The sequence below is a fragment of the Halosolutus sp. YCN4 genome, from assembly GCF_059736495.1.
In genome coordinates, this window is sequence record NZ_JCASSM010000003.1 from 543,238 (window position 1) to 566,344 (window position 23,107).

Genomic DNA, 23,107 nt, shown 5'->3' on the forward strand with positions numbered 1-23,107 from the left:
TGGATCTAACCATCCTGGTACTCGACGGCGATTCCTTCGGGGACGGGCTTGAGGACGTAACTATCCGTCTCTCCACGTCCAACCGGCATGAAGTCCGCCGTGAACGTCGTGCGTGTGTCCTCGCGGATGTCGAACTGCTCGTTGAAGGTCAGTGGTGCCTCACCGGGGACCTCGACTGTCGCATCGGAACCGTCCTCGAGCGTGGCGTCGATCCCATCGGTGTCCAGCTGGAGAAACTCGTACGTAGCCGTCTCGAGATCGCGCTCGTCGACGAGCTGAGTGGCATCACCCTGTAACTGGACGAGATCGGCGTTCTGTGGCTCGTCGTACTCATAGTAGTCGCGATCGGCGGGCTCTTCACCCTCTTCGTCGCCGGCCTCGGCGTCCTCCGGACCGAGCCACATTCCGACGATGGTGACGACACACGACTCGAAGTCCCCGATGTCTCCGGGCTGGTCAGTCACCTGCGTCGCAAGCGTGCCGGTCGAGCCGCCGAGACAGCCGGCGAGTCCGACTATCCCTGCCGTCACGGCGCCAGTTGTCGCGAGATACGTCCGTCGATCGATGGCAGTATTATTCGTGTCCATTGGTATGTATTCTGATATGTATCGCAAACGCAAATAGTCGAGCGGTCGGTTATGCGTCGGCGCCTCTGTCAGCGTTCTCGTCTGCGGTCTCGCCGTCACCAAGCAGGTCGCTCAGTGACTCGCCGAGATTGTCGATCGAACCGCTAAGGAACGACTCGATACTGTCGTGGATCTCGCTCACGCGGTCGGGCACCTGCTCGGGCAGCCCGTCGCTCGGACCGACGCCGTCAGCGTTGTCGGCGCGGTCCTCGCCGGCGTCGGCAACTCCGCCGTCGTCAGCCGGGGGGTTGTCGTCGTACGCGTCGGTACCGCTGTCGTTCGCCTGGTCGGCCGGGCTGGCGGCACCGAGCGCCGCCGCACCGCCGAACAGGAGCAGGGCCGCAACCGCGATCGTGATCAGCTGTCGTGTTCTCATTGCATCCGCTCATCTATCACAGTTCCTGATATACACTGAACTTGTTGACTCCGATTCAACGTCGTTTTCCCCGGTTTGTCTCGGTTTATCGGATCGCCGTAGTCGGGCGATTTCGACGGATTGGCTCGATTCGAGACACTCGCTGCTGGTGGCTCGGTTGTTAGTGTCACGGTTCGGAAAGGTGAACGCACTTCGCCGCGTTCCACCGTTCACCCGAACCGAGCAGCGACACGTATGCCGATCGTCCGCCGAGGTATCCGGTTGAACCGGACCAGAAGATACTCGTGGAGTGGGGCGAACCCCGACACAGAGTACATGTCGCGATCGAACCGCGAACCGGGCGACGTCCGGTGGGGCTGGGACTGTCCACGATGCGATCGAGCGACCAGGGTCCGGCGGGATCCGTCGACCGGCACCTACCGCTGGGAGTGTCCGGACGAGACGTGTCCGGCGGTCGGCTTCGGCTTCATCTCGCGCCGTCGCGCACGCCTCGCGCTCCGGGAGTTCCGGACGCGAGAAGACGACATCTACCGGTAGCCCGACGCGATCGGAGGCCGACGGCTGCGTCAGGGCGCGCCGTCCGCGATCACGTACTGGACGTGGACGAACTCCTCGAAGGACATCGGCGCGCGCCGTTCGATCTTCTGTTGTACCTCCTTGGCGTCCATCTCGATCTCGAGACGGCTCTCGACGGCGTCCACGTCGAGCACCGCGGTCGACATTCCAAGCAAGAGGTGCTCGGTGGCCATCGTTTCGATCGTCTCGGCGTCGGGTTCGCCGTCGGCCAGCGACTGGATCTGGGCGGCCTCCTCGAGCGTGAGGGCCGGCGAGTCGCCGTCGACCAGCGCTTCGAGCCGGTCGCGATCGACGTCGGTTTCGTCGGCGACGGCGTCGAGACCGTGCTCCGCGACGACCGCCGCGAGGTCGCGATCGTACTCGTCTCGGAGGGCCGCGGGCGAGTCCGGGACGGACATCCGCTGTTCGTAGAACATACCGAACGTGAGTGCGGGCGGGCCCAAGTGAATTACCATTGTTCCGTGCCCCATCCACGGGAGCCAGTGTCCTGTTCCCCACCGAAACTCGGGGGCTGGCCGGACGGGTACGAACCCCAAACGTTCAACAGGGGTCCCACGTATTGGCGAATATGAAAGTCGCCCTTATTGGGGTTGGACAGGCCGGTGGAAAGGTCACCGAACAGCTCACCCGATTCGACGCGAACATGGGATACGGTGCCGTCCAGGGTGCACTGGCCATCAACTCCGCGGAACCGGACCTCGAATCGCTCGAGTTCGCGGATACGCAACTGATCGGTGCCGATCGCGTCAACGGCCACGGCGTCGGCGGCGACAACGAACTCGGCACCGAGATCATGCAGTCCGACATCGAGCAGGTTCTCGGCGCGCTCGACGGCCGCGTCACCTCGAAAGCCGAGGCGATTTTCGTCGTCGCCGGCCTCGGCGGCGGCACCGGCAGCGGCGGCGCACCCGTTCTCGTCCACCACCTCCAGCGGGTCTACGACGTCCCCGTCTACGCGCTGGGCGTCCTGCCCGGCCGCAACGAGGGCTCGCTCTACCAGGCCAACGCCGGCCGATCGCTGAAGACGCTCCTCCGCGAGGCCGACGCGACGCTCCTGATCGACAACGACGCCTGGCACGAGCAGGGCGAGAGCGTCGAAGGTGCCTTCGAGACGATCAACGAGAAGATTGCCCGCCGGGTCGGCCTGCTGTTCGCTTCCGGCGAGGCGGTCGAGGGGGTCGGCGAAAGCGTCGTCGACTCGAGCGAAGTGATCAACACCCTTCGATCGGGCGGCGTGGCGACGCTCGGCTACGCCAGCGCGGTCGCCGCCGAGGAGAGCGCGGAGAACATCAACACGGTGATGACCGTCGCACGACAGGCCCTGCTGACCGGCACCAGCCTGCCGGACGCGACGACGGCCGACTCGGCGCTGCTGGTCGTCGCCGGCGATCCCGACCGAATTCCCCGCAAGGGCGTCGAAAAATCCCGCAAGTGGCTCGAGGAGGAGACCGAGAGCATGCAGGTCCGCGGCGGCGACTTCCCGCTCGAGAGCGATCGACTCGGCGCGCTCGTCCTGCTGGGCGGGGCCGAACGCTCCGATCGGATCGATCGGTTCATGGAGCGCGCCAGGGAGGCGAAACGCGCCCAGGAGCGCGACGACACCGATCACGCCGAGGCGTTCGCGGACGATCGACTCGAGAACCTGTTCTAGATCGGGAGTGAAACGTCGGAAGTGATTTTTACTTTCGGTTCACTCTACCGTGATAATGACTGACGGGTGGACTGGCGGGGTCGTCGAATCGATCGGAGCCGACGGGTCGCCCACCGTCGACGAGTGGCAGCCGGTCACCGTTCCCGGCCGGTCCGGCGCGTTCGCCGCCGATCGAGACGACGGAACGATCGCGTACCGGGCGACGGTCCCGGATCCGCGCGAGCGCGACATCGAACGAACGCTCCTGGAACTCCGCGGGACGTACGGTCGCACGCGGGTCTGGATGAACGGGACCGAACTGGGCGAACACGAACCGCACTTCGTCCCGGCGCGGTTCGAGTTCGAACCGGACGCCGAGAACGAACTGCTCGTCGTCTGCGAACCGCCGTCGTCGTTCGACGGGATCTACGGCACCGACGAGGTTCCGCCCGAGACGGCGACGCCCGGGATCTGGTGGGACGTAACCGTCGACTCCCGACCCCGGACGTTCTGCCGACGACTCGACGTGACGCCGCGACTGGACGGGGACGGGGCCGCGATCGATGTCGACCTCGAGATAGACGCCGGCGCGGCGCTCGACGACGCCGTCACGTTCTCGGTTCGACCCGAGGGGTTCCGCGGCGGCGCCTCGATGGAGCGAACGCCAGTCACGGCGGCCGCCGGCGAGCGCGTGACCGTCTCCAGGACGATCGAGGTTCGCAACCCGTCGCTGTGGTGGCCGCGCGGACACGGCCCCCCGCGTCGGTACACCGTGCGCGCGAAACTCGGCGGGGACGCCGTCGAGGAGACGGTCGGGTTCTGTCACGTCGAGCGCGACGACGACGGTCTGGTCGTCAACGGGACCCGGGTCCCCGCCCGCGGCTTCACGCGACTCCCGGGCGGCGATCCGGAGACCGACGTCGAGCGGGCGGTCGAGGCGAACGCGACGATCGTTCGCGCCCGCGCACACGTTCCACCGCGGGAATTCTACCGGGCCGCCGACGAGGCCGGCCTCCTCGTCTGGCAGGACCTCCCGGCGATCGGCCCCGACATCGACGTCGACCGCGGGACGACGCTGGCGGCGACGCTCGCGGACGCGTACGGACATCATCCGAGTCTCGCGATGTACGGCGTCCAGGACCAGCCGACGGACCCGTTCGCCGACCCGCTCGGAGCGGGATTCCTCGCGAAGCTTCGACTCCGGTACCGGGTGTGGCAGACGACGGTCGACCACGACGCGGCGAGATCGATCGCCGACGCCTTCCCGGACGATCGGCCGGTCGTCCCCGTCACGGGCGCGCCGGGGACCGATCCCGACGCCGCCCACCTCGCGCCGGGTTGGCAGTACCTCGCGCCCGCGGACGTGGACTGGCTCCTCGATCGGTACCCGTCGCTCGGGTCGATCGTCACCGGGTTCGGGGCCGGATCGCTGGCCGCGGACGTCGATCCCGAGGCGGTGCCGGGGCTCGATCGGGCCGCTCCCGCCCGGCGGCCGGACGACGTCGAGGACTCCCAGCGCTACCAGACCCGGACGCTGAAGACCGTGAGCGAGGCGCTCCGGCGGCGGGGCTGTGGCGTCCTCACCGCGGCGACGCTCCGGGACCCGACGCCGGGTGGCGGGATGGGCGTCCTGGCCCACGACGGCGAGCCGAAATCGGCCTACGAGGCGATCGCGCTGTCGTACGAACCGGTCCAGGCCGTCCTCGACGGGCCGCCGGAACCCGGCAGCGTCGGCATCACCCTCTGTAACGACACGGCCGACGAGCTCGAACCCACCGTCGGCTGGCGTGCCGGGACCGAGACCGGCCAGACGTCCGTCAGCGTCGGCCCGCTCGAAACCGCGAGTGCGGGAACGGCGACGATTCCGGCCGACGCCGATCGAATCGACCTCGAAGTATCGACGTCCGATCGAACGGTTCGCAACCGGTACGATTTATAAGCGGCTCGTCACCCTTGTTACGGTCCAACACGGTAGAACGGGGGCCCTGCTAACGGTTTTCACGGGTTTCGTGACCGGTACATTTAAATTACAGGCGACAGTAGTTGGCGGTACCAGAACGCCACCGGGGCGCGTATCGCTCGACGATCGATGACAGGAAATCTTATTCACCGAGGTTTCGCAGATCGTGAGCGGTCGCTTTACACGGCCAGACGTCTCCAGACGGATTCCGCCCGACCGACGGGTCAGGTCTCGACGGCGACGGACGGCCACTTCCCCGGTGCGGGTATGGCACAGAGGTTTGACTAACACATGGTAGACGAATCGAAAAACATCGAACTGACAGACGACGACCTCGAAAACAAATCGAAAGGACAGCTCATCAAGATGGCCGGTCAACTCCGAGACCGGCGAAACGAGCTGAACCAGATGGCGTCCGAACGGGCGTCCAAACGCGACGAGCTCAACGCGAAGACGCGCGAGAAGGTCGACGAGGCCCAGGAACACCGCGAGAAGCGCGACGAGCTCAACGAGAAGGTCCAGGAACACAAAGAAAAGCGCAACGAGCTCAACGCCGAAGCCAACGAGCTGTTCGACCGCGTCGAGGAGCTCAAATCGGACATGGAGCTCAACGAGGGTAAGGACCTCGAGGAACTCGAGGAGGAGATCGAGCAGCTCGAGTTCAAGCAACAGACCGAGGTTCTCTCCAGCGAGGAGGAGAAAGAGCTCATCGAGAAGATCGAGTCCAAGCGCGAGGAGTACGAGGAGCGCAAGCAGAAACTCGATCAGAACGAGGACCTGGAAGAACTCGTCGAGGAAGCCGAGGAAGTCCGATCGGAAGCCTCCCAGCACCACCAGAACGTCACGGAACTCGCGGACAAGGCCCAGGAACATCACAACCAGATGATCGAGGCCTACCGCGAGGCCGACGACATCCGTGACGAGGCCGACGAGATGCACGAGAAGTTCGTGGAGGCCCAGGAGGCCGCCGACCAGCACCACGAGGACTTCGTGCGCGTCCAGAAGCGCCTGCGCGAACTGGACAAGAAGGAAGAAGAGGAGCGCAAGTCCGAGCGCGACAAGAAGAAAGAGGAGGCCAAAGAAGAGGCCGAGGAGATCTATCAGAAGTTCAAGGAAGGCGAAACCCTCGACACCGAGGACCTGATGAAACTCCAGAAGACGGGACTGCTCTAGCTCGGTTCGTCCACCTGTGTCTCTGCCGTTTTCGCTCACCCCGTGAGCGACTGCGTCGCGATCCGCGGGTTTTCACGCACCTGGTACCGACCGCCAGCGTCTCACTCCCGTGAATCGTCACCGCCTTCGAACTGGCTGGTCGCGTTCGCGGCGCTTCCACACCCCTTTTCGATCCGTGACCGCGATCGTATCGCGAGCCTACGCGCGGTCTGCACCGGCGTGAGGGGTGCTGGCGGCGGTTCGCTAGCGGCGCGGCGACCCGGAATGGGGGGTCGAGAACTGCCGCCGTTCCGCCGGTCGTAGTCCGTTCCTACCGCACCGCGTTCGCGCCGGAATCGACCGCCAGCGGGCCGGCGCGGGTTAGTCTACTTATAATAATATCCTCGGACTCGCTTCCATCGATCATGTACGGAGAGAGGGACGACGCGAGCGTCCTCGTGCCGGGGATCGACGCCCCGAGCACGGTCGCCTGCCTGCGCTCGTTGCGTCCACGCGGGGTCCGGACGATCGTCGGCTCGGAGCGCGCGACGACGCCGGCTGCCGCCTCGAGATACTGCGACGAGTTCGTCCAGCTACCCGATCCGGCGGCGGATCTGTCCGCGTACGGCGACGCGTTGCTCTCGATCGCCGAGCGACCGGACGTCCGGACGATCGTCCCGGTCCGGGAGGAGGACGTTTACGTCCTCGCAGCGAACAGGGCGGCGTTCGCCGACGTCGTCGCGACGCCGTGGCCGACGTTCGACACGCTCCGGCAGGTTCAGGACCGCGTCGACCTCTTCGCGGCCGCGGAGGCGGCCGGCGTGGCGACCCCCGAAACGACGCTCTTGTCCGAGTGGACCGACTGGGAGCGCGAGACGATCGTCAAACCCCGGTACACGGTGGCCGCACCGGAGTATCTCGGTCCGGACGCCGACTGCGAGATCGGGTCGACGGTCTACCGGACGCCCGGGAGTCCGCCGGACGTCGCCGCCGCCATCGAACGACACGGCCACGAACCGCTCGTCCAGGAACTGGTCCCCGACTCGCGGGAGTACGGCTTTTTTGCCCTCTACGACCACGGGGAGCCGATCGCGACGTTCCAGCACTGCCAGCACCGCGGCTGGGAGTACTGCGGCGGGCCGAGCGCCTACCGCGAGTCCGTCTCGATCCCGGCGCTGGAGGACGCGGGTCGGTCCCTGCTCGACGAACTCGAGTGGCACGGCCTCGCGATGGTCGAGTTCCTGCGCGACCCCGAGACGGACGCGTTCAAGCTGATGGAGATCAACCCCCGGTTCTGGTCGTCGCTTCCCTTCTCCGTTCGCGTCGGGGCCGACTTTCCGTACTACTACTGGCGGATGGCGATGGACGAACCGATCGAACCGGGGCCGACCTACGCGGTCGGCGTCGGCGGCCACCTGCTCCGGGGCGAGGTGAGCTACCTGCACAGCATCCTCGCCGAGGAGTACCCGACGGTCGAGCGCCCCGCGTTCGGACCCGCACTCCGCGAGGTCGCGACCTCCCTCGTTCGCGAACCCCGGTTCGACTACGCCGTCGCCGACGATCCGCGCCCGTTCGTCAGGGACGGGTTGAACGTCGTCCGGGACTGGTGGGACGGGTACGCGCGGCCGCGGCTGGTCGACGACGCTCGATCGGACGCGTCGGCCGCCGGGGACGGCCCGATCGACGACGAGCGGGATACGGTCGAAACCGATCCGTCGCCGTAGGCCGCCAAACCGATCCGTCGCTAGAGGCCACCGATCGACTGCCGTGGCGTTCTCGGACCGGCAACACTTAACGGGACCGCACCCCCAGCCACCGGTATGCATCGAGGTGTCTCCAGTGGTCAGTAGCGAGGGAATCGGCAGACTGGTGATCGTACTCGCCGGCGGCGTCGCGTTCGCCGTGATCGGGTTCGCTCTCTTCGTGGCCTACCCGGCGACGCTCGCGGACCTCCTCGGAGTCATCGCCGCGCTCGTCGTCGTCGGGATCGGCCTCCGGATCGCGGGATCGATCGCCGACTCGCAGTTCCCGGGGTACGACGTCGCCGAGGTCGCCGTCGAGGGGCCGATCACCCGCGACGGCGGCGGCGGGCGATTGCCCTCGAGTCCGCGGACGACGCCGGCAGACGACGTCGTCGAGCAGATCGATCGGGCCGACGAGGACGACAGCGCACAGGCGCTGTTGCTGAAGCTCAACACGCCGGGGGGCGAGGTCGTCCCCAGCGACGACATCAAACGCGCCGCCGAGCGGTTCGACGGGCCGACGATCGCCTACACGAGCGACGTCTGCGCCAGCGGCGGTTACTGGATCGCGAGCGGCTGTGACGAACTCTGGGCCCGCGACGCGAGCATCGTGGGCTCGATCGGCGTCATCGGCTCGCGGATCAACGCGAGCGACCTCGCCGACAAGGTGGGCCTCTCCTACGAACGGTTCGCCGCGGGCGAGTACAAGGACGCCGGGACCGCGCTCAAGGAGATGGACGAGGACGAGCGCGCGTACCTGCAGGGGCTGATCGACGACTACTACGAGACGTTCGTCGAGCGAGTCAGCGACGGCCGCGGACTCGATCCCGAAGCGATCCGCGAGACGGAAGCCCGGATCTACCTCGGCGAAACCGCCGTCGAGATGGGGCTGGTCGATCACCTCGGCACCCGTCGAGACCTCGAGCGCGAACTGGCCGATCGGCTCGACACCGACGAGGTGACCGTCGAGGAGTTCGAACCCGAACGGCCGCTGATGGCCCGCGTCGGAGCCGGCGCCCGGAGCGTCGCGTACGCACTCGGCGCGGGGATTGGCGGTGCCGTGCTGGGCGAGGACGGCGATCGCGAGTTCCGTCTGCGCACCTGATCGATCCCGAAGGGCCGTCGGCCGCGACCGCCGCGAGAGACGCCGATCGGACGCTGACGGGTGAACGAGTAAGTGGTTTTATCGTTGCACAGAATGGAACGGCTACCGTGACAACGCTGGTCGTCTGTCTCGACCGAACCGACGACGTCGGGCGCAAGACCGGGCTCCGGTCGCCCGTCGTCGGCTGGGAGGCAGTCCGCGCGCTCGTGACCGACGTCGGCCTCGCGGATCCGGAAGATTCGGGGGTCAACACCCTGCTCGAGACGCTCCGGGTCGCCCAGAGCCTCCGCGACGAGGACGAGGACGTCGTCGCCGCCGTCGTCTCCGGCGACCGGGAGTCGATGGTCTCGGCCGATCGGGCCGTCGCACGCCAGCTCGACGACCTGATCGACGATCACGATCCCGACTCCGCGGTCGTCGTGATCGACAGCGCGGAAGACGAGCGGCTGGTACCGATCGTCGAGAGCCGCGTCCAGGTCGATTCGGTCGATCGGGTGGTGGTCCGCCAGGCGCGGGACATCGAGTCGACCTACTACCTGCTCAAGCAGTTCCTCGCGGACGAGGAACTCCGCCAGACGGTGCTCGTGCCGATCGGGCTGACGCTTCTGGTGTTCCCGATGCTCGCGGCCTTTGCCGGTCCCGCCGAGGGCGCGGCCGCGATCACCACCGTCATCGGACTCTTCCTGCTCTACAAGGGGTTCAACGTCGACGAGGTCCTGACCGGGCTCGCCCACCAGGTCCGCGAGTCGCTGTACTCCGGTCAGGTGTCGGTCGTCACCTACGTCGTCGCCGCCGGGCTGACGCTCATGGGCGTGTTCGCCGGCGGACTCGCCGTCTCGGGCCTCGAGAACCAGCCGGGCGTCCTGATTCCCGCGATGCAGTTCGCCTTCGACAGCGTCCCGTGGCTCGCGATGGCCGCCCTCACCGCGAGCGCCGGTCGACTGCTCGACGAGATCATCGGCGACGAACCGATCCGGAGTTCGTACCTCAACCTTCCGTTCATCGTCGTCGCCGTCGGACTGGTGATCCGGGGGTTCTCCGCGTACTTCCTCGAAGAACAGGGCGTGATCGAACCGTTCGTCGTCCCGGCGATCGAGCAGGGCGTGCTCTCGGTCGACAGTTTCACCGTGACTGCGGGCGAGCGGCTGGCGCTGTTCGTCGTCACCGCGATCGTGGTGAGCCTCGTCGGCGCGCAGGTCGCGTCGCACTTCAGCCGAACCGTCGAGAGCGGCGAGGTGACCGACGGCGGCGAGGCCGCCTCCGAACTCACCGACGGCGGTCCGACGGCCGACTACCCGACGCGGTCGCCGGCCGACGCCGCGACCCGCGACGACGACCTCGAATCCGATCGGCGGGACGCGAGCACCGGCGCCGACGCCGATCGGCCGAATGCCCGGGAGGAGTGACGCGCCGGCCCGACTCGGCACGCCTTTATTACTGAGCCCCCAGTCACCACCATGAGCGAGACAGACGGCGCGTGGGTCAGTCTCTTCTCGGGCGGCAAGGACTCCGCGTGGGCGCTGTACCGGGCGCTCGAACGAGGACTCGACGTCCGGCGACTCGTCACCGTCCACCCCGACGGCGACTCCTACATGTACCACGTCCCGGCGACCAACCTGGCCGGGCTAGCCGCCGAGAGCATCGGCATCCCGCTGGTCGACGTCGAACCCGACGACTTCGACGCCGAGTCGGCGATCGACGCGAGCGCCCAGGGCGACGACGAACTCGAGCCACTTGAGGCGGCCCTCGTCGCCCTCGACGACGACCTCGCGGGCGGCATCGCCGGCGTCACCGCGGGGGCCGTCGAGAGCGAGTACCAGACGAGTCGGATCGAGGCCATGTGCGATCGGCTCGGCTGTGACCTCTTCGCCCCCCTCTGGCAGGAGGACCCCCGAGCGCTCGCCGACGCGATGCTCGACGCCGGATTCGACATTCGGATCATCCGGGTCGCCGCCCACGGGCTCGACGAGTCGTGGCTCGGCCGGCGACTCGATCGCGAGGCGCTCGCCGACCTCGAGCGGCTCAACGAGGAGTACGGCGTCCACATCCTGGGGGAAGGCGGCGAGTTCGAGACGCTGGTCGTGGACGGGCCGCACATGGATCGGGCGATCGATCTCGAGTACGAACCCGAGTGGGAGGGGCCCCGCGGGACGGTCCGGGTCACGGACGCGAAACTGGAGTGAGCGGATTCCGGCCGGTCGACCGGACCAGCCCGTTCTCCTGAACGATCGATGGACCCAGCGTTTCACTCGACGGCCGAACCTCTTTGCAGGTCGTCGGCGACAGGGCCGATGGGATGATCGGAAGCGATCGCGACCTGTTCGTCCGGGAGCTTCGGGAACTCTATCACGTCGAGCGCGAACTCGAGGACCTCCAGACCGAGTTGGCCGAGTCGGCCACGGACGAGGACCTCCAGACGTTCTTCACGGCCCACAGCGAGACGACGACCGACCAGATCGGGCGGCTCGAGACGCTGCTCGACGCGATCGAGGCCGAGGTCGAACCCGGTCCGATCGAGAACGCGGCGCTCGAGGGCCTCCGCGAGGAGCGCGAGGCGGTCGTCGCGGACCTCCAGGATCCGGTCCTCGGCGACCTCGTCGAGGCCGAACTGGCCCGGGCGATCGAGCGCCTCGAGATCACGAAGGTCGAGATGCTCCTCGAACTCGCTGATCGGATGAACGTGCCCAACGAGGTCGTCGAACAACTCGAGACGACGAAGACGGAGATGGAAACCGGGCTCGATCGGGCGCAGAAACTGACCGCGATCTAGAGTAACAACTGAAAGTCAAAGCACACCTGATCGCAGGACTGCGTTGCGATCAGTGGTAACTCGTTTCAGTTGCTACTATAGCAGTAGTTGGTAATACGGTTTCTTTATTCCGTCTGCGCCGTGAATCTGAGCCAGTCGATTCGTCACGTGCAGATGCGAACTGACCGCCGGCCGTTCTATCAGAAATTATTGGTATTCAGAATGTCATACTGAATACGGGCGCGAATGTCGCACGAGATCGGGCCCGATTTGCGAAGGTGGTGATCGATCAGTACAGAGAATGCACTTATCGGCACAGGCAGTGTATTGTTCCTCTGCATGCCCGAAGAAGTGCTGTTCAAATCAGAGAGCGGCCAGAACCGAGAAGAAATCGCATCGTATCTTCATAGTGTCGCCAAGAAACTCGAACAAGGCGACGCAGTCACGCTAAAATCGGGTTCTGAGTCCGTGACGATGGAACCGCCAGCCCACCCAACGTTTGAGGTCAAAGCCGAACGCGAAGGGCCGACGGACGGGCCCGGTAAATTGAGTATCGAGTTCGAACTCGAATGGGACGAGAACGGCAGTGAGGGAGACAGCGAGAGCGGCCAGTTAGAAATCGAGTGATCAGTTCGCACGTGTAGTGAGCAGGTGGTTCACCAGTTCCGGCGTGAAACAACCGAAGTCGTCGTGCTGAACCCATTCTCTATCTTCAGCAGGCGGCTTTTGACAGCTATCGGAGAGATTGATCGTCCCTCCGTTACCTACTTGGCCTGTACGTAACACGAGTTTCACATAGGATTCTGAATAAAGAAACCGTGCTACTGTCTACTGATAGAGTGACGGGAGGGCGACGCCGCTGGCCTCGAGCACCGCCTCGCGGTCGTCCGGATCGGTGACCGTCCACCACGCGAGCCGATCGATCTCGAGCGGGCTGTAGCTCGTCTGAAACGCGAGCCACTCGCAGGAGGCGATCGTTCGCAATGCCGTCGTCGTCGAAAGCGGCGACGACTCGAGTTCGGACGCGACGGTCTCGACGAACTCCCTCACTTTCGGATCCGGCCTGACCGTGTCGACGCCCGCGAGCTGTCTGAGGTACTGGAACGTCGCGGGGCCGACGCCGGAGATGGCGCCGATCGGGTCCGCCTCGTAGCGGTAGTGGTCCGCGGTCGCCGCCCAGGCCTGCAACGCCGCGAGGTCGTCGTCTTCGGGCCGATCGGCGAGGATCGACGCGGTCTCCAGGAGGACGTGGCGCTTGCGCTGCGCCCCGAAGGCCGCGACGAGGGCGTCGTCCTCGGCCTCGATCGCGGCGAGGTCGGCGAACGTCGTCACGCGACCAGGATCGACGAACGCGTCGCGAAACCGGTCGACGCACGGCACGATTCCGCTGACGAAGCGCTGCCCGGTCGTCGAGGCGGCGGCTTCCGCGAGCAATAACAGCGGGTCGGAGCCGGTCCACCAATCGAGCGATCGGTGCGCGTCGGCGAGGGCCCGGGCGGGCGTTCCGTGCGCGTACCGATCGAGGACCGCCTGTGGGGACGTCATGACCGTCTGTTCCAGCCATCACACGGGAGATATAAAGCTGTACTGCCGATCGGGACCGGGCGCGGCGATCGAGACCGCGGCCCGGACCCGGTCTGCGGGCGCGTCACTGGTGCGAGCCGTTCGTCACTGCGGTGAGCCGTTCGTGATCGTCGTGTGGGCCCCGATCAGCGCCCCCGCGAGGTCGAGGTCCTCGAGGTGGGTCCCCTCGTCGATGATCGAGTGACGGATGTCGGCGTTGCGGACCGTCGCCCCGGGGAAGATCACCGCGTGGTCGAGGTTCGTGCTCTCCAGGGTGACGTCGCCCATCACGTGGACGTTGTCGCCGATCGTGGCGTCCTCGAGGGACGCGGAGTCGGCGACGAGCGACTCGCCGTCCAGTTGCCACGCGACGGCGTCGAGGTAGCTCTCGGGGGTGCCGATGTCGAACCACGCGCCCTCGAAGGTGTAGGCGTAGGTCGGCTCCCGGTCCTGGAGCCACTGGACGAACCAGCCCGGTTCGTCGGGGTTGTTCCCCTCCTCGAGGTAGGTCGGGAGGAGGTCGAGCGACTCCCGGGGGAACGCGTAACAGGCGATCGAGACGAGCGTGCTGTTCGGGTCGTCGGGCTTCTCCTGGAAGTCGACGACGCGATCGTCCTCGAGTTCGACGAGGCCGTACGATTTGGCCTTCTCGCGGGAGCCGACGTCGTAGGCGGCGAGCGTCGGTGCGCCGTTCGCCTCGAACTCGTCGAGGAAGTCGGCGACGTCGAAACTGATCAGGTTGTCGCCGGCGATCACCAGCAGGTCGTCGTCGACGTTCTCGCGATCGATCAACTGGGCGAGCGCGCCGACGACGCCGAACTTGTCGTCTTCTTCGGTCGTCTCCTCGATCGAGAGCTGGGGTTTCGCGAACTCGCTGTCGGCGAGGTGGGCCTCGAAGTCGGGCGCGAACCGCTCGTTCGTGCTCACGTAGACGTCGTCGATCCGCTCGTCGGCCTCGAGTTCGGCGAAGATGCGATCGACGACGGTCGAGTCGCCGATCGGGAGGAACATCTTGGGTCGATGCTTCGTGATCGGCCACATTCGCGTCGCGTACCCGCCAGCAAGAACGACGGCCTTCATGCGCCCCGATTCATCGGCAGGATGTAAGTCACTTACCCTTTTTCGAACCGCCGCGAGTCGGGTGTCCGTGAGCGCCGAATCGCCGCCGTCCCGAAGACGGTGAATGCCGAAGAGCTAACACCCCGTGGAGAAACACTCGGGTATGCGAGAGGCAGACGAGACGACCCGACAGCGACTCGCCGACGCCCTCCGTGCGGAACCGGCGACGCCGAGCGAACTGGCCGCTCGCCTCGACCTGACGCCGGAGGCCGTGCTCGGCCACGTCGAACACGTCGCCCGATCGGTCGAGGCGACTGACGAGCAGTTCCTCGTCGCCCCGCCGACCTGTCGGGAGTGTGGGTTCGACGACTTCGACGACCTGCTGAATCGTCCCTCGCGGTGTCCCGACTGCAAGAGCGAGAGCGTCGACGAACCGACGCTGACGATCGAGTGACGGCCAGTCCGACCGAACGAGGCCGGAACAGCGCCCGATCGACTCGGTTCGCGCGTGGCCCGAACGGTCATCGACCCGTTTCGACACGCATATTTAGCGGCGAGTCGAGAACCCGATAGGAACCCGCGAGCGACCGGCGACCGCACCTCGTCCCACCGGCACCGTCGATCTCGTCTCCAGGCACGGTCGCCCACGACTCCGGGGGAGAATACGAATGACTGCCACGTCCCATCCCGAGTCCGACTGTGTCGATCTCGTGCTCTCGGTCCTCGACTGGCTCGACATGCAGGAGACGTCGCCAGACGCAGTCGACGACGCCTTCTCGCTCCTCGCCAGCCGTCGTCGTCGACTGCTGCTCGAGGTGATGGCCACGTACGGCGAAGAGCTCACCCTTCCCGACGCCGCCGAGGAGGTCGCCGTCCGGGAAACCGGGCGAAAGGTAACGGAACTCTCCGCCGAGACGGTCGCCGACGTATACATCTCGCTGTATCACGATCACCTCCCGCGACTGGTCGACGCCGGCCTGCTCGAGTACGACCAGGAACGAGACCTCGTCTCCCCGGCCGCCGTCCGGTAGGCCTCAAAATTCGACGTTCGACGTCGAGGTGTGATCGGCGTCGTCGGTTTCGATCGGGCCAGGTCCGACGAACTCGTAGGCCCCGTCGGTCAGGTAGACGACGCCGTCGTCGACGGTGACGTCGATCGCCGTGAGATACGCACCTTCACACGGGCCGAAGGTACACTGTCCGGAGTCGGCGTCGAAGTACGCCCCGTGGTTGGCACAGACGATCTCGCCGTCGCGCATCGGTGCGCCCGATCCCTTGTCCAGATTGATGTGCGTGAAGTGCTGGCAGTAGTTGAGCCAGCACGCGACGTCGTCGGTGCCATCCCTGACGAGGATCGCCTCCCGTTCGTCGTCACTCCCGTTCCGGACGCGAAAGCAAAACGTGGAGGAGTCGGGAACGTCCGAAAGCGGTGTGATCCGGTCTGTGGCCGCCATCGACACTCGATTACGTGCCACCCGTGGTGAACATTTCGGTACGCCGGACCGTCCCGCGTCCGGGCCGCTCGTCTGCCGACCCTTTAACATCCCCAGCGACCAACGCCAGCTATGGACTCCCTCCTCGTCTACGGGTCGTACGGCTACACCGGTCGGCTGGTAGCGCGCGAAGCCGTCGCACGAGGTGGGTCGCCCGTCGTCGCCGGTCGCGACGGACGACAGGTACGCAAACAGGCCGACGAACTCGGCGTCGAGGCCCGGACCTTCGACCTCGCGGGCGACGTCGCCGCCCGGATCGACGGCTTCGACGCGGTGTTGAACTGTGCGGGCCCGTTCGCCGAGACGGCCGATCCACTGCTCGAGGCCTGTCTCGCCACCGGGACGGACTACCTCGACATCACCGGCGAGTTCACCGTGTTCGAACGGCTCCGTCAGCACGACGCGGACGCCCGCGAGGCGGGGATCACGATCCTGCCCGGCGTCGGCTTCGACGTCGTCCCCTCGGACTGTCTGGCCGCCGTCCTCCACGACCAGTTGCCGGCGGCCGACGAACTCACGCTGGGGATCAGCGGCTCCGTCTCCGTTTCCCGCGGGACGGCCCGAACGATCCTCGATCTGCTCGGGACGGGCGTCGTCCGACGAAACGGCCGCCTCGTCGAGGTTCCGGCGGCGTTCCGGACCCGCGAGATCGACTTCGGGGACGGTCCCGAACCCGCCGTCTCGGCTCCGTGGGGCGACGTCGTCACCGCAGCGCACAGCACCGGCGTCGAGTCGATCGCGGTGTACGTCGCCGTCCCGCCCGCCGCGAGACGGGCGCTGGGACTGGCGACCGCGCTCGGCTGGCTGGTCGATCGGCGGCCGATCGAGCGCGCCCTCGAGTGGGCGATCGACGCCGCCATCGACGGGCCGAGCGGACGGGAGCTGGCGACCGACACCGCAGTGGTCTGGGGTGAGGTCCGGGACACGGAGACCGGTCGGACCGCCCGCGGCCGACTGGGGACGCCGAACCCCTATGCGCTGACGGCCGAATCCGCGGTGAGCGCGGCCGAGCGGGTCCTCGACGGGGAGGGCCGCGTCCCGAACGGATTCCAGACTCCGGCGACCGCGCTGGGCACCGATTTCGCGCTCGACCTCGCGGGGACGGACTTGGAACTGCTCGACACCCCCGCCGATTCGAGCGAGGAACTCCGATCGGCACCCGAATCCGAGACGTGACACCGTTCCGACCCGATCGCAGGCACCGACGTGCGACCGTCAGTCCTCGCCCGGCGTACTGCCGCGCTCGTCCATCATCGCCCGCGTTCGATCGACCCACTCGCCCCGGTAGTAGCCGACGACGTAGCACGTGGCCCAGACGTAGTAGACGACGATCGACGCGTACACCGCCGGGACGCCGTAGCCGAGCGCGATGCCGCCCACGGCCGAGACGCCGAGCATCCCGACGAACATGCCCGTGACCCGGGCGACGAACGGCGTCCGCGTGTCGCTCCCGCTCGTGAGCGCGCCCGCGAGAACGATGTACAGCGCGGTAACCGGTGCCGTGAGCGCGTAGGCCCGAGCGAAGCCGGCCGCGGCGGACAGCGTCTCCGGATCGTCGGTGAAGAGGGAGACGAGCGGTTCGGCACCGGCGAAGAGGACGACCCCGAGCGAGCCGACGGACACGACCCCGAGTGCGGCCGCGGCCCAGCCGTTGTACCGCGCCCCTGCCGGGTCGCCGTCGCCGAGCGTCTGGCCGACGACGATACTCGTCCCGGTGCGATACCCCCGCGACAGCGGGCCGGTGAGTTGCTGGTAGACGCGCCTGCCGATCTGGTAGCCGGCGTTGACCTCCGTCCCGAAGACCAGCAGGATCGAGTTGAACGGAAACTCGATCGCCGTCGTCACCAGCCCCTCGGCGATCCGCGGGGCGCTGATCGCGAGCAACTGCCTGGTGATCGTCCACTGGCGCGGCCGGACGAACCCGGCGGGCGTCCACGGTCCCCAGATCGCACCGGCGAGCACGACCGCGGAGAAGACGTTGCCGAACGCGGTCGCGATGCCGACGCCGAGGATGTGGAGTCGCGGGGCCGGGCCGAGACCCAGCCCGAGAACCAGTGTCCCGACGATGTTGAGCGTATTCGAAACGCCGTTGACGTACATCGGCGTCCGCGTGTCGCCGGCCCCCTGAATCGATCGCGCGGCGACGAGCGTAACGTGTCTGGCCGGACTGGTCGCGAAGATGACCGCGAGGTAGAGCCCGCCCGTGCGGGCGACGTCCGCTTCGGCCCCCAGGATCGCGATCGCCCACCGGCCGAAGAAGTACCCGAACAGGACGAACGGGAGGCCGGCGACCGCGCCGATCAGGATCGCCTGGGTGATCGCCTCGTCCCGGTTCGCGGTCGCGCCGCTGCCCGTATCCTGGCTCGAGAGGGCGATCACCCCGCTACCGAGGCCGAGCCCGATGCGAAGCGGCAATCGGGCGTACAGGTCGGCAAGGCCGACGGCGGCGACCGCCGCGGGCGAGAACAGCCCCGTGACGACGACGTCCGTCGTCCGCATCAGCGTCCGGAGGAACTGCTCGACCATCACCGGCCACGAGAGGTCGAACACCCGCCGCCAGACCTCCAACAGCCGTCGTCGTCCTCCGGAGAACACGGCCCGAAATCGGGCGGTGGACCGCTTGAACCTGTTGGAGGCGGCACTCCGGGAACGGACCGATCGATGGTCGGCGAGCCGGTGTTGCGATCGGCACGACCTCGACCTACGGGGATCGAGACTCCGATCGAAGCGTCCGGTACAACCGGGGCCCCTCCCTGACGATCCAGACGAGTCCCAGGACCACACAGAGTACACCGAAGAGCCGGCTTCCCGCGACGACGAAGACGTACGGGCCGCTGAGGACGAGCAAGACGCCGCCGAGGAGCCGAAACGCGCTCCAGAACGTCGGACTGGGCATACGGTACGAGGACCGCACGGGGACGTAACGGTACCGGACCGGGTGCGCCCCGATCCGGTATCGATCCGATCGTCGCGCGGTAGCCCTGCTCACTCGTAACACGTCCGCTCGACGCGCTCGTCGTACAGCCGCGACAGCCGATCGGTTACGGGGCCGCCGCCGATCGCGTGCCCGTCGAGGGTCGCGATCGGCCGTAGCTCCCAGGTTCGGTTCGTGAGGAAGGCCTCGTCAGCCGCGCGCACGTCCGCGACTTCGTACGCCCCTTCCTGAACCGGAATCCCGTCCTCGGCGGCCAGTTCTCGGACGATCGCACGGGTGATCCCCGGCAGGACGGGGCCGTCCGTCGTCGGCGTGTGGAGCGTTCCCTCGCGGACGAACCAGAGGTTGCTCGTGGCACCTTCCGCCACGTTCCCGTCGAGATCACGGACGAGGGCCTCGTCCGCGTCGGTCTCCCGGAGTTCGGCCCGCGCGAGAATCCCGTTCAGGTAGTTGTGCGTCTTGGCGGCCGCCGGGATCGCCGCGTCGGGGATCCGGCGCGTCTCGACGGTCCGGACCGTGGCCGGTTCGTCCCAGACCGCCTCGCCCGCGGTGCCGCCGCGGGGGAGCGGCGCGACGTAGATCACGACCGTCGGGTCGACCTCGGGTTGTGGGTCGAGTTTGCCGGGCTGGATCCCCCGGGTGATCGAGAGTCGAACGTACGCGTCTTCCAGCCCGTTCGCCGCGAGGGTCTCGTCGATCCGCGCGTGCAGGTCGTCGGCCGAGAGTCCGTGATCGAGCGACAGCGCCTCGCAGGTCCGGGCGAGCCGATCGGCGTGGGCGTCCCACGCGAAGATCGTCCCGCCGTAAGCCCGGCAGGTCTCGAAGGCGGCGTCGCCGTAGCGAAAGCCGCGATCGTCGACGCTGACGGTCGCCTCGCTCGCGGGCACGAGGTCGCCGTCGACGTGGTACAGGAGGGGATCGGTCTCGGTCATCGTCGTCCTCCCTCCGGCCGTCGTCGCTGGTGGTCGGCGGCCAGATCACAGAAGTTCCCGATCAGTCGGTTGCCGATCGCGAGCGAGATGCCGTTCGCGGCCTGATCACCGTCCCCGTCCGCGGTTCCGCTCACGTCGGCGTCGCGTCCCTCGTCGTGGGCCCGCGTGAGGATGCTCTCGGGGTGGAACTGAACCCCGACGTGGGGCCTCTCGCGGTGTCGAACCGCCATCAGCACGCCGCGTTCGTCGGTCGTCCGTGCCGTCTCGACGAGCGACGCTGGCAGGTCGTCCCGCTCGATCGCGAGCGAGTGGTAGCGGCCGACCTGGAACTCCGCCGGCAGGCCCGCGAAGATCCCCGCGCCGTCGTGGCTGACCGTCGAGGGCTTCCCGTGGACCACCTCGGGCGCGTGGACGACCGGCGCGCCGTGTGCCGCACACAGGGCCTGGTGGCCGAGACACACCCCGAGGATCGGATACTCGGTCTCGGCGAACAGCGGGATCGAGATCCCGGCCGCTGCTGGCGTCCCCGGTCCCGGCGAGACGACGATTCCTGTCGGGTCGACGTCCCGAACGCCGGCGAGGTCGATCGCGTCGTTGCGTCGGACGATCACGTCGTCGGCGATCTCGCCGACGTACTGAACGAGGTTGTAGACGAACGAGTCGTAGTTGTCGACCACGAGGATTCGAGTCGGGGCGTCAGTCACCGGACTCACCCCCGTCTTCGCCGGCCTGCTTCGGGTCCGATCTGCCGTCGGCCTCGAGTTCCAGTTCGGCCCGCTCGCCCAGCGCCTCGTCGACGGCCGTGATCAGCGCGCGGGCCTTGTCGAGGGTCTCGTCGTACTCCCGATCGGGATCGGAATCGTGGACGATCCCCGCGCCGACTCGGAGGTGGTACTCGTCGGCCTGGCGGACGAGCGTCCGGATGACGATGTTCAGCGTCGCACGGCCGTCGAAGCCGAAGATCCCGACGCTTCCCGTGTACGGTCCGCGGCGGGTCGCCTCGAGTTCGTCGATGATCTCCATCGTCCGCGGCTTCGGGGCCCCGGTGATCGTCCCGCCGGGAAACACCGCCGCGATCGCATCGGCGAGCGTTTCGTCCGGCCGGAGTCGCCCCGTGACGTTCGAGACGAGGTGCATCACTTCGGCGTAGCGATCGATCCGGCGGTACTCATCGACCGCGACGGAGCCGTATTCACAGACCTTCCCGAGATCGTTGCGCTCGAGATCGACCAGCATCGCGTGTTCCGCGCGCTCCTTCTCGTCGGTGCGGAGGTCGGCCTCGAATTCGGCGTCCGCCTCGGGGGTCGCCCCGCGCGGACGGGTGCCCGCGATCGGTTCGGTGCGGACGAAGCCGCCGTCGCGCTCGAGGAGTAATTCGGGGCTCGCACTCACGAGATCCGCCGCCCGGAACTCGAGCAGGCAGGAGTAGGGTGCCGGGTTCACCCGCCGCACGGCGTCGTAGGCGGCGACCGGGTGGACCGCGGCGGGTGCGGTCAGCCGCTGGGAAATATTCGCCTGGAAGGTGTCTCCGTCGCGGACGTACGCCTTCGCCCGCCGGACCCGGTCGGCGAACGCCGTCCGCCCGCAGTCGCTCTCGAACGTCGCTTCCCGGGTCGCGACCGGTGGCTCGCCGATCGTCGGATCGCCGTCGACGACGGCTCGCGCGAGTTCGAGCGCGCGCTTCCGGCCGCGATCGTAGGCGGCCCCGATGGCATCCTCGTCGGCCGCGATTCCGTCGCCAGCGGCGTTCGCCGTGGCCACGTCGCCGGCGCTCGCGTCGACGCGCGGACAGGCCGTTATCCGCAGCGTCACGTCGCCGTCGGTCGGCCCCTCCCAGGCCGCGAGCCGATCGAAGACGGCCACCTCGAGCCGGGGCAGGCCGCGATCGTCGACGGCGGATTCGGGGAGCGACTCCAGTTCGCGGGCGACGTCGTACGAGAGCCAGCCCACCGTCCCGCAGGGATAGGGTACGTCGCAGTCGCCGCGGGCGAGCCGATCGGCGTCGAGGAGTCCCTCCAGGGCGGCCAGCGTCGGCGACTCGCCGCCGGCGGTTCGCGGTACTGCATCCGGGCCGACGGTGAGCCGATCGACGGGGTCGACGCCGAAGTAGCCCCAGCCTGGCTGGCCGCCGGTCGTCTCGAGGAACGCACCCCCGCCGTCCGATCGGGCCCTGCGGTAGGCGAGAAACGGATCGGGAACGGTGACCCGGACCTCGATCGGGACCCGGAGTCCGCCGCGGGTCGTCGACTCGTCGGCAACGTCGCTCTCCCGAACGCCGGCGCGGAACGCGTCGAGCGTGGTGACGACCCGCGGATCGCTCATGTGTCCCGAGAGGGGCCGGGTGACTATAGTAGCAACTGAAACGATTTGCACACCGATCGCACAGCCGTCCTGCGATCAGGTGTGAATTGACGTTCAGTTGCTACTATAATCGTTTTGTGATTTCGGAGACGAAAATCGACGATCGGAGGGTGGTCGGTCGGGGGTCGAACGACTGGGTGCGCGCTATCTGACTTCGGCCCTGTCGATCCAGCCCTGGATCCGCGTCTCGGAGATGTCGGTCTCGGTCTCGAGGTCGGCCGCGTCGGCGGCCGCGAGGTCGGCGACGGTTTCGACGCCGGCGTCCGCGAGTCGATCCGCGTAGGCGGGGCCGATCCCCTTGATCACGTCGACCGGTTCGCTCTCGTCGGCGTCGGCTTCGGGTTCGTCCGCGGACTCCGCCGGTTCGGCGTCGGCTTCGGCGGCGTCGTCACCGTCCTCGGGTTCTTCGGCCGCTTCGCTTTCCCCGTCCGCGACCGACGGTTCGTCGCCCGTGGCCGTCGACTCGACCCCTTCGTCGGGCGTCTTCTCGGCGGTCGGTGCCGCGTCAGTCTCGGTCGGACCGGTCGCTTCGGCCGGTTCGGCCGCCTCGTCGGGTTCGTCGGTCGGCTCGACGATCGAGTCGGTCGCACCCGCGGCAGTCGATTCGGCCGCAACCGATTCGGATTCGTCGGCGTCGGATTCGTCGGCCGCGTCGCCCTCGTCGGCGGTGTCCGTGGCGGACGAGGGTGCCGGTGCGACGACGGTGTCGGTGTCGTCCGAGCGATCGGTGTCCGGTTCGCTCCCCTCTCGTTCGACGGTCACGCCGACCTCGCGTGCAGACCCTCGCTCCTGACCCGAGTCGTCGAACCCCAGCAGCGACTTCAGCTTTTGGAGGATTGCCATTATCC

General features: G+C 67.5%; 25 protein-coding genes. 13 read left to right on the forward strand and 12 right to left on the reverse strand.

The annotated features are described in order from the left end of the window. Positions 1-5: 5 nt before the first annotated feature. Entirely contained in the window at positions 6-587 is a 582-nt protein-coding gene (locus AC6I6X_RS13190; RefSeq protein WP_497930983.1) for a DUF4382 domain-containing protein, read from the reverse strand. A gap of 49 nt (positions 588-636) precedes the next feature. Then, positions 637-1,002 (reverse strand): hypothetical protein, encoded by a 366-nt coding sequence (locus tag AC6I6X_RS13195; protein WP_497930984.1) that lies wholly within the window; start codon positions 1,000-1,002, stop codon positions 637-639. Positions 1,003-1,317: 315 nt separating this feature from the next. On the opposite strand from AC6I6X_RS13195, the gene AC6I6X_RS13200 reads away from it, so the two are divergent. Continuing rightward, on the forward strand, positions 1,318-1,539 hold the full coding sequence (locus AC6I6X_RS13200) for a hypothetical protein (RefSeq protein WP_497930985.1): 222 nt from the start codon (positions 1,318-1,320) through the stop codon (positions 1,537-1,539). Positions 1,540-1,568: 29 nt separating this feature from the next. On the opposite strand, the gene AC6I6X_RS13205 is transcribed toward AC6I6X_RS13200, so the two are convergent. Further along, complete coding sequence (locus tag AC6I6X_RS13205; protein WP_497930986.1) at positions 1,569-1,994, reverse strand: DUF5791 family protein; 426 nt, start codon at positions 1,992-1,994, stop codon at positions 1,569-1,571. A gap of 152 nt (positions 1,995-2,146) precedes the next feature. On the opposite strand from AC6I6X_RS13205, the gene AC6I6X_RS13210 reads away from it, so the two are divergent. The 9 genes from AC6I6X_RS13210 (at position 2,147) to AC6I6X_RS13250 (ending at position 12,543) form a co-directional block, all read left to right on the forward strand. Then, complete coding sequence (locus tag AC6I6X_RS13210) at positions 2,147-3,229, forward strand: tubulin/FtsZ family protein (protein ID WP_497930987.1); 1,083 nt, start codon at positions 2,147-2,149, stop codon at positions 3,227-3,229. A 55-nt stretch (positions 3,230-3,284) separates the two neighbouring features. Then, the gene (locus tag AC6I6X_RS13215; protein ID WP_497930988.1) at positions 3,285-5,147 is read left to right on the forward strand and encodes a glycoside hydrolase family 2 protein; all 1,863 of its coding nucleotides are present in this window, start codon (positions 3,285-3,287) and stop codon (positions 5,145-5,147) included. Positions 5,148-5,459: 312 nt separating this feature from the next. Beyond that, complete coding sequence (locus AC6I6X_RS13220; protein WP_497930989.1) at positions 5,460-6,341, forward strand: coiled-coil protein; 882 nt, start codon at positions 5,460-5,462, stop codon at positions 6,339-6,341. A 404-nt stretch (positions 6,342-6,745) separates the two neighbouring features. Beyond that, positions 6,746-8,044: a carboxylate--amine ligase gene (locus AC6I6X_RS13225; protein ID WP_497930990.1), complete on the forward strand. Its 1,299-nt coding sequence runs from the start codon at positions 6,746-6,748 to the stop codon at positions 8,042-8,044. 115 nt (positions 8,045-8,159) lie between these two features. Then, entirely contained in the window at positions 8,160-9,167 is a 1,008-nt protein-coding gene (sppA, locus tag AC6I6X_RS13230; protein ID WP_497930991.1) for a signal peptide peptidase SppA, read from the forward strand. A gap of 107 nt (positions 9,168-9,274) precedes the next feature. Then, on the forward strand, positions 9,275-10,573 hold the full coding sequence (locus AC6I6X_RS13235) for a DUF373 family protein (RefSeq protein WP_497930992.1): 1,299 nt from the start codon (positions 9,275-9,277) through the stop codon (positions 10,571-10,573). Between the two features lie 51 nt (positions 10,574-10,624). Beyond that, positions 10,625-11,350 (forward strand): diphthine--ammonia ligase, encoded by a 726-nt coding sequence (locus AC6I6X_RS13240; RefSeq protein WP_497930993.1) that lies wholly within the window; start codon positions 10,625-10,627, stop codon positions 11,348-11,350. A gap of 113 nt (positions 11,351-11,463) precedes the next feature. After that, positions 11,464-11,937 carry a DUF892 family protein gene (locus tag AC6I6X_RS13245; protein WP_497930994.1) on the forward strand — a complete coding sequence of 158 codons (474 nt, stop codon included), beginning with the start codon at positions 11,464-11,466 and terminating at the stop codon, positions 11,935-11,937. Between the two features lie 318 nt (positions 11,938-12,255). After that, positions 12,256-12,543 (forward strand): amphi-Trp domain-containing protein, encoded by a 288-nt coding sequence (locus AC6I6X_RS13250; RefSeq protein WP_497930995.1) that lies wholly within the window; start codon positions 12,256-12,258, stop codon positions 12,541-12,543. 201 nt (positions 12,544-12,744) lie between these two features. On the opposite strand, the gene AC6I6X_RS13255 is transcribed toward AC6I6X_RS13250, so the two are convergent. Both AC6I6X_RS13255 and AC6I6X_RS13260 read right to left on the reverse strand, forming a co-directional pair. Continuing rightward, a complete protein-coding gene (locus AC6I6X_RS13255) occupies positions 12,745-13,461 on the reverse strand; it encodes a hypothetical protein (RefSeq protein ID WP_497930996.1) in 717 nt (238 codons plus the stop codon). A gap of 123 nt (positions 13,462-13,584) precedes the next feature. Beyond that, positions 13,585-14,559, reverse strand: coding sequence for a nucleotidyltransferase family protein (locus tag AC6I6X_RS13260; RefSeq protein ID WP_497930997.1), 975 nt, complete (start codon positions 14,557-14,559; stop codon positions 13,585-13,587). Positions 14,560-14,701: 142 nt separating this feature from the next. Here AC6I6X_RS13260 and AC6I6X_RS13265 point away from each other — a divergent pair, with 142 nt between their 5' ends. Together AC6I6X_RS13265 and AC6I6X_RS13270 are read left to right on the forward strand one after the other, a co-directional pair. Further along, positions 14,702-14,992, forward strand: a complete 291-nt coding sequence (locus AC6I6X_RS13265; RefSeq protein ID WP_497930998.1) for a transcriptional regulator — start codon at positions 14,702-14,704, stop codon at positions 14,990-14,992. A 214-nt stretch (positions 14,993-15,206) separates the two neighbouring features. Then, a complete protein-coding gene (locus tag AC6I6X_RS13270; RefSeq protein ID WP_497930999.1) occupies positions 15,207-15,569 on the forward strand; it encodes a DUF7344 domain-containing protein in 363 nt (120 codons plus the stop codon). Positions 15,570-15,572: 3 nt separating this feature from the next. Here the strand turns inward: AC6I6X_RS13270 and AC6I6X_RS13275 are convergent, their stop codons facing one another. Then, positions 15,573-15,992 carry a Rieske (2Fe-2S) protein gene (locus AC6I6X_RS13275; protein ID WP_497931000.1) on the reverse strand — a complete coding sequence of 140 codons (420 nt, stop codon included), beginning with the start codon at positions 15,990-15,992 and terminating at the stop codon, positions 15,573-15,575. A 111-nt stretch (positions 15,993-16,103) separates the two neighbouring features. On the opposite strand from AC6I6X_RS13275, the gene AC6I6X_RS13280 reads away from it, so the two are divergent. Beyond that, positions 16,104-17,207 carry a saccharopine dehydrogenase family protein gene (locus AC6I6X_RS13280; protein WP_497931001.1) on the forward strand — a complete coding sequence of 368 codons (1,104 nt, stop codon included), beginning with the start codon at positions 16,104-16,106 and terminating at the stop codon, positions 17,205-17,207. A 39-nt stretch (positions 17,208-17,246) separates the two neighbouring features. On the opposite strand, the gene AC6I6X_RS13285 is transcribed toward AC6I6X_RS13280, so the two are convergent. The 6 genes from AC6I6X_RS13285 to AC6I6X_RS13310 form a co-directional block, all read right to left on the reverse strand. Continuing rightward, entirely contained in the window at positions 17,247-18,626 is a 1,380-nt protein-coding gene (locus AC6I6X_RS13285; RefSeq protein ID WP_497931002.1) for an MATE family efflux transporter, read from the reverse strand. A 106-nt stretch (positions 18,627-18,732) separates the two neighbouring features. After that, complete coding sequence (locus tag AC6I6X_RS13290) at positions 18,733-18,927, reverse strand: hypothetical protein (RefSeq protein WP_497931003.1); 195 nt, start codon at positions 18,925-18,927, stop codon at positions 18,733-18,735. 89 nt (positions 18,928-19,016) lie between these two features. Beyond that, positions 19,017-19,898 carry an aminotransferase class IV gene (locus AC6I6X_RS13295; protein WP_497931004.1) on the reverse strand — a complete coding sequence of 294 codons (882 nt, stop codon included), beginning with the start codon at positions 19,896-19,898 and terminating at the stop codon, positions 19,017-19,019. Beyond that, positions 19,895-20,602: an anthranilate synthase component II gene (locus AC6I6X_RS13300; RefSeq protein ID WP_497931005.1), complete on the reverse strand. Its 708-nt coding sequence runs from the start codon at positions 20,600-20,602 to the stop codon at positions 19,895-19,897. Before AC6I6X_RS13300 ends, AC6I6X_RS13295 begins: the two co-directional genes overlap by 4 nt. Continuing rightward, a complete protein-coding gene (locus AC6I6X_RS13305; RefSeq protein ID WP_497931006.1) occupies positions 20,595-22,220 on the reverse strand; it encodes an anthranilate synthase component I family protein in 1,626 nt (541 codons plus the stop codon). The genes AC6I6X_RS13300 and AC6I6X_RS13305 overlap by 8 nt, the downstream gene beginning before the upstream one ends. A gap of 183 nt (positions 22,221-22,403) precedes the next feature. Continuing rightward, positions 22,404-23,102 (reverse strand): helix-hairpin-helix domain-containing protein, encoded by a 699-nt coding sequence (locus tag AC6I6X_RS13310; RefSeq protein WP_497931007.1) that lies wholly within the window; start codon positions 23,100-23,102, stop codon positions 22,404-22,406. Positions 23,103-23,107: the final 5 nt, after the last annotated feature.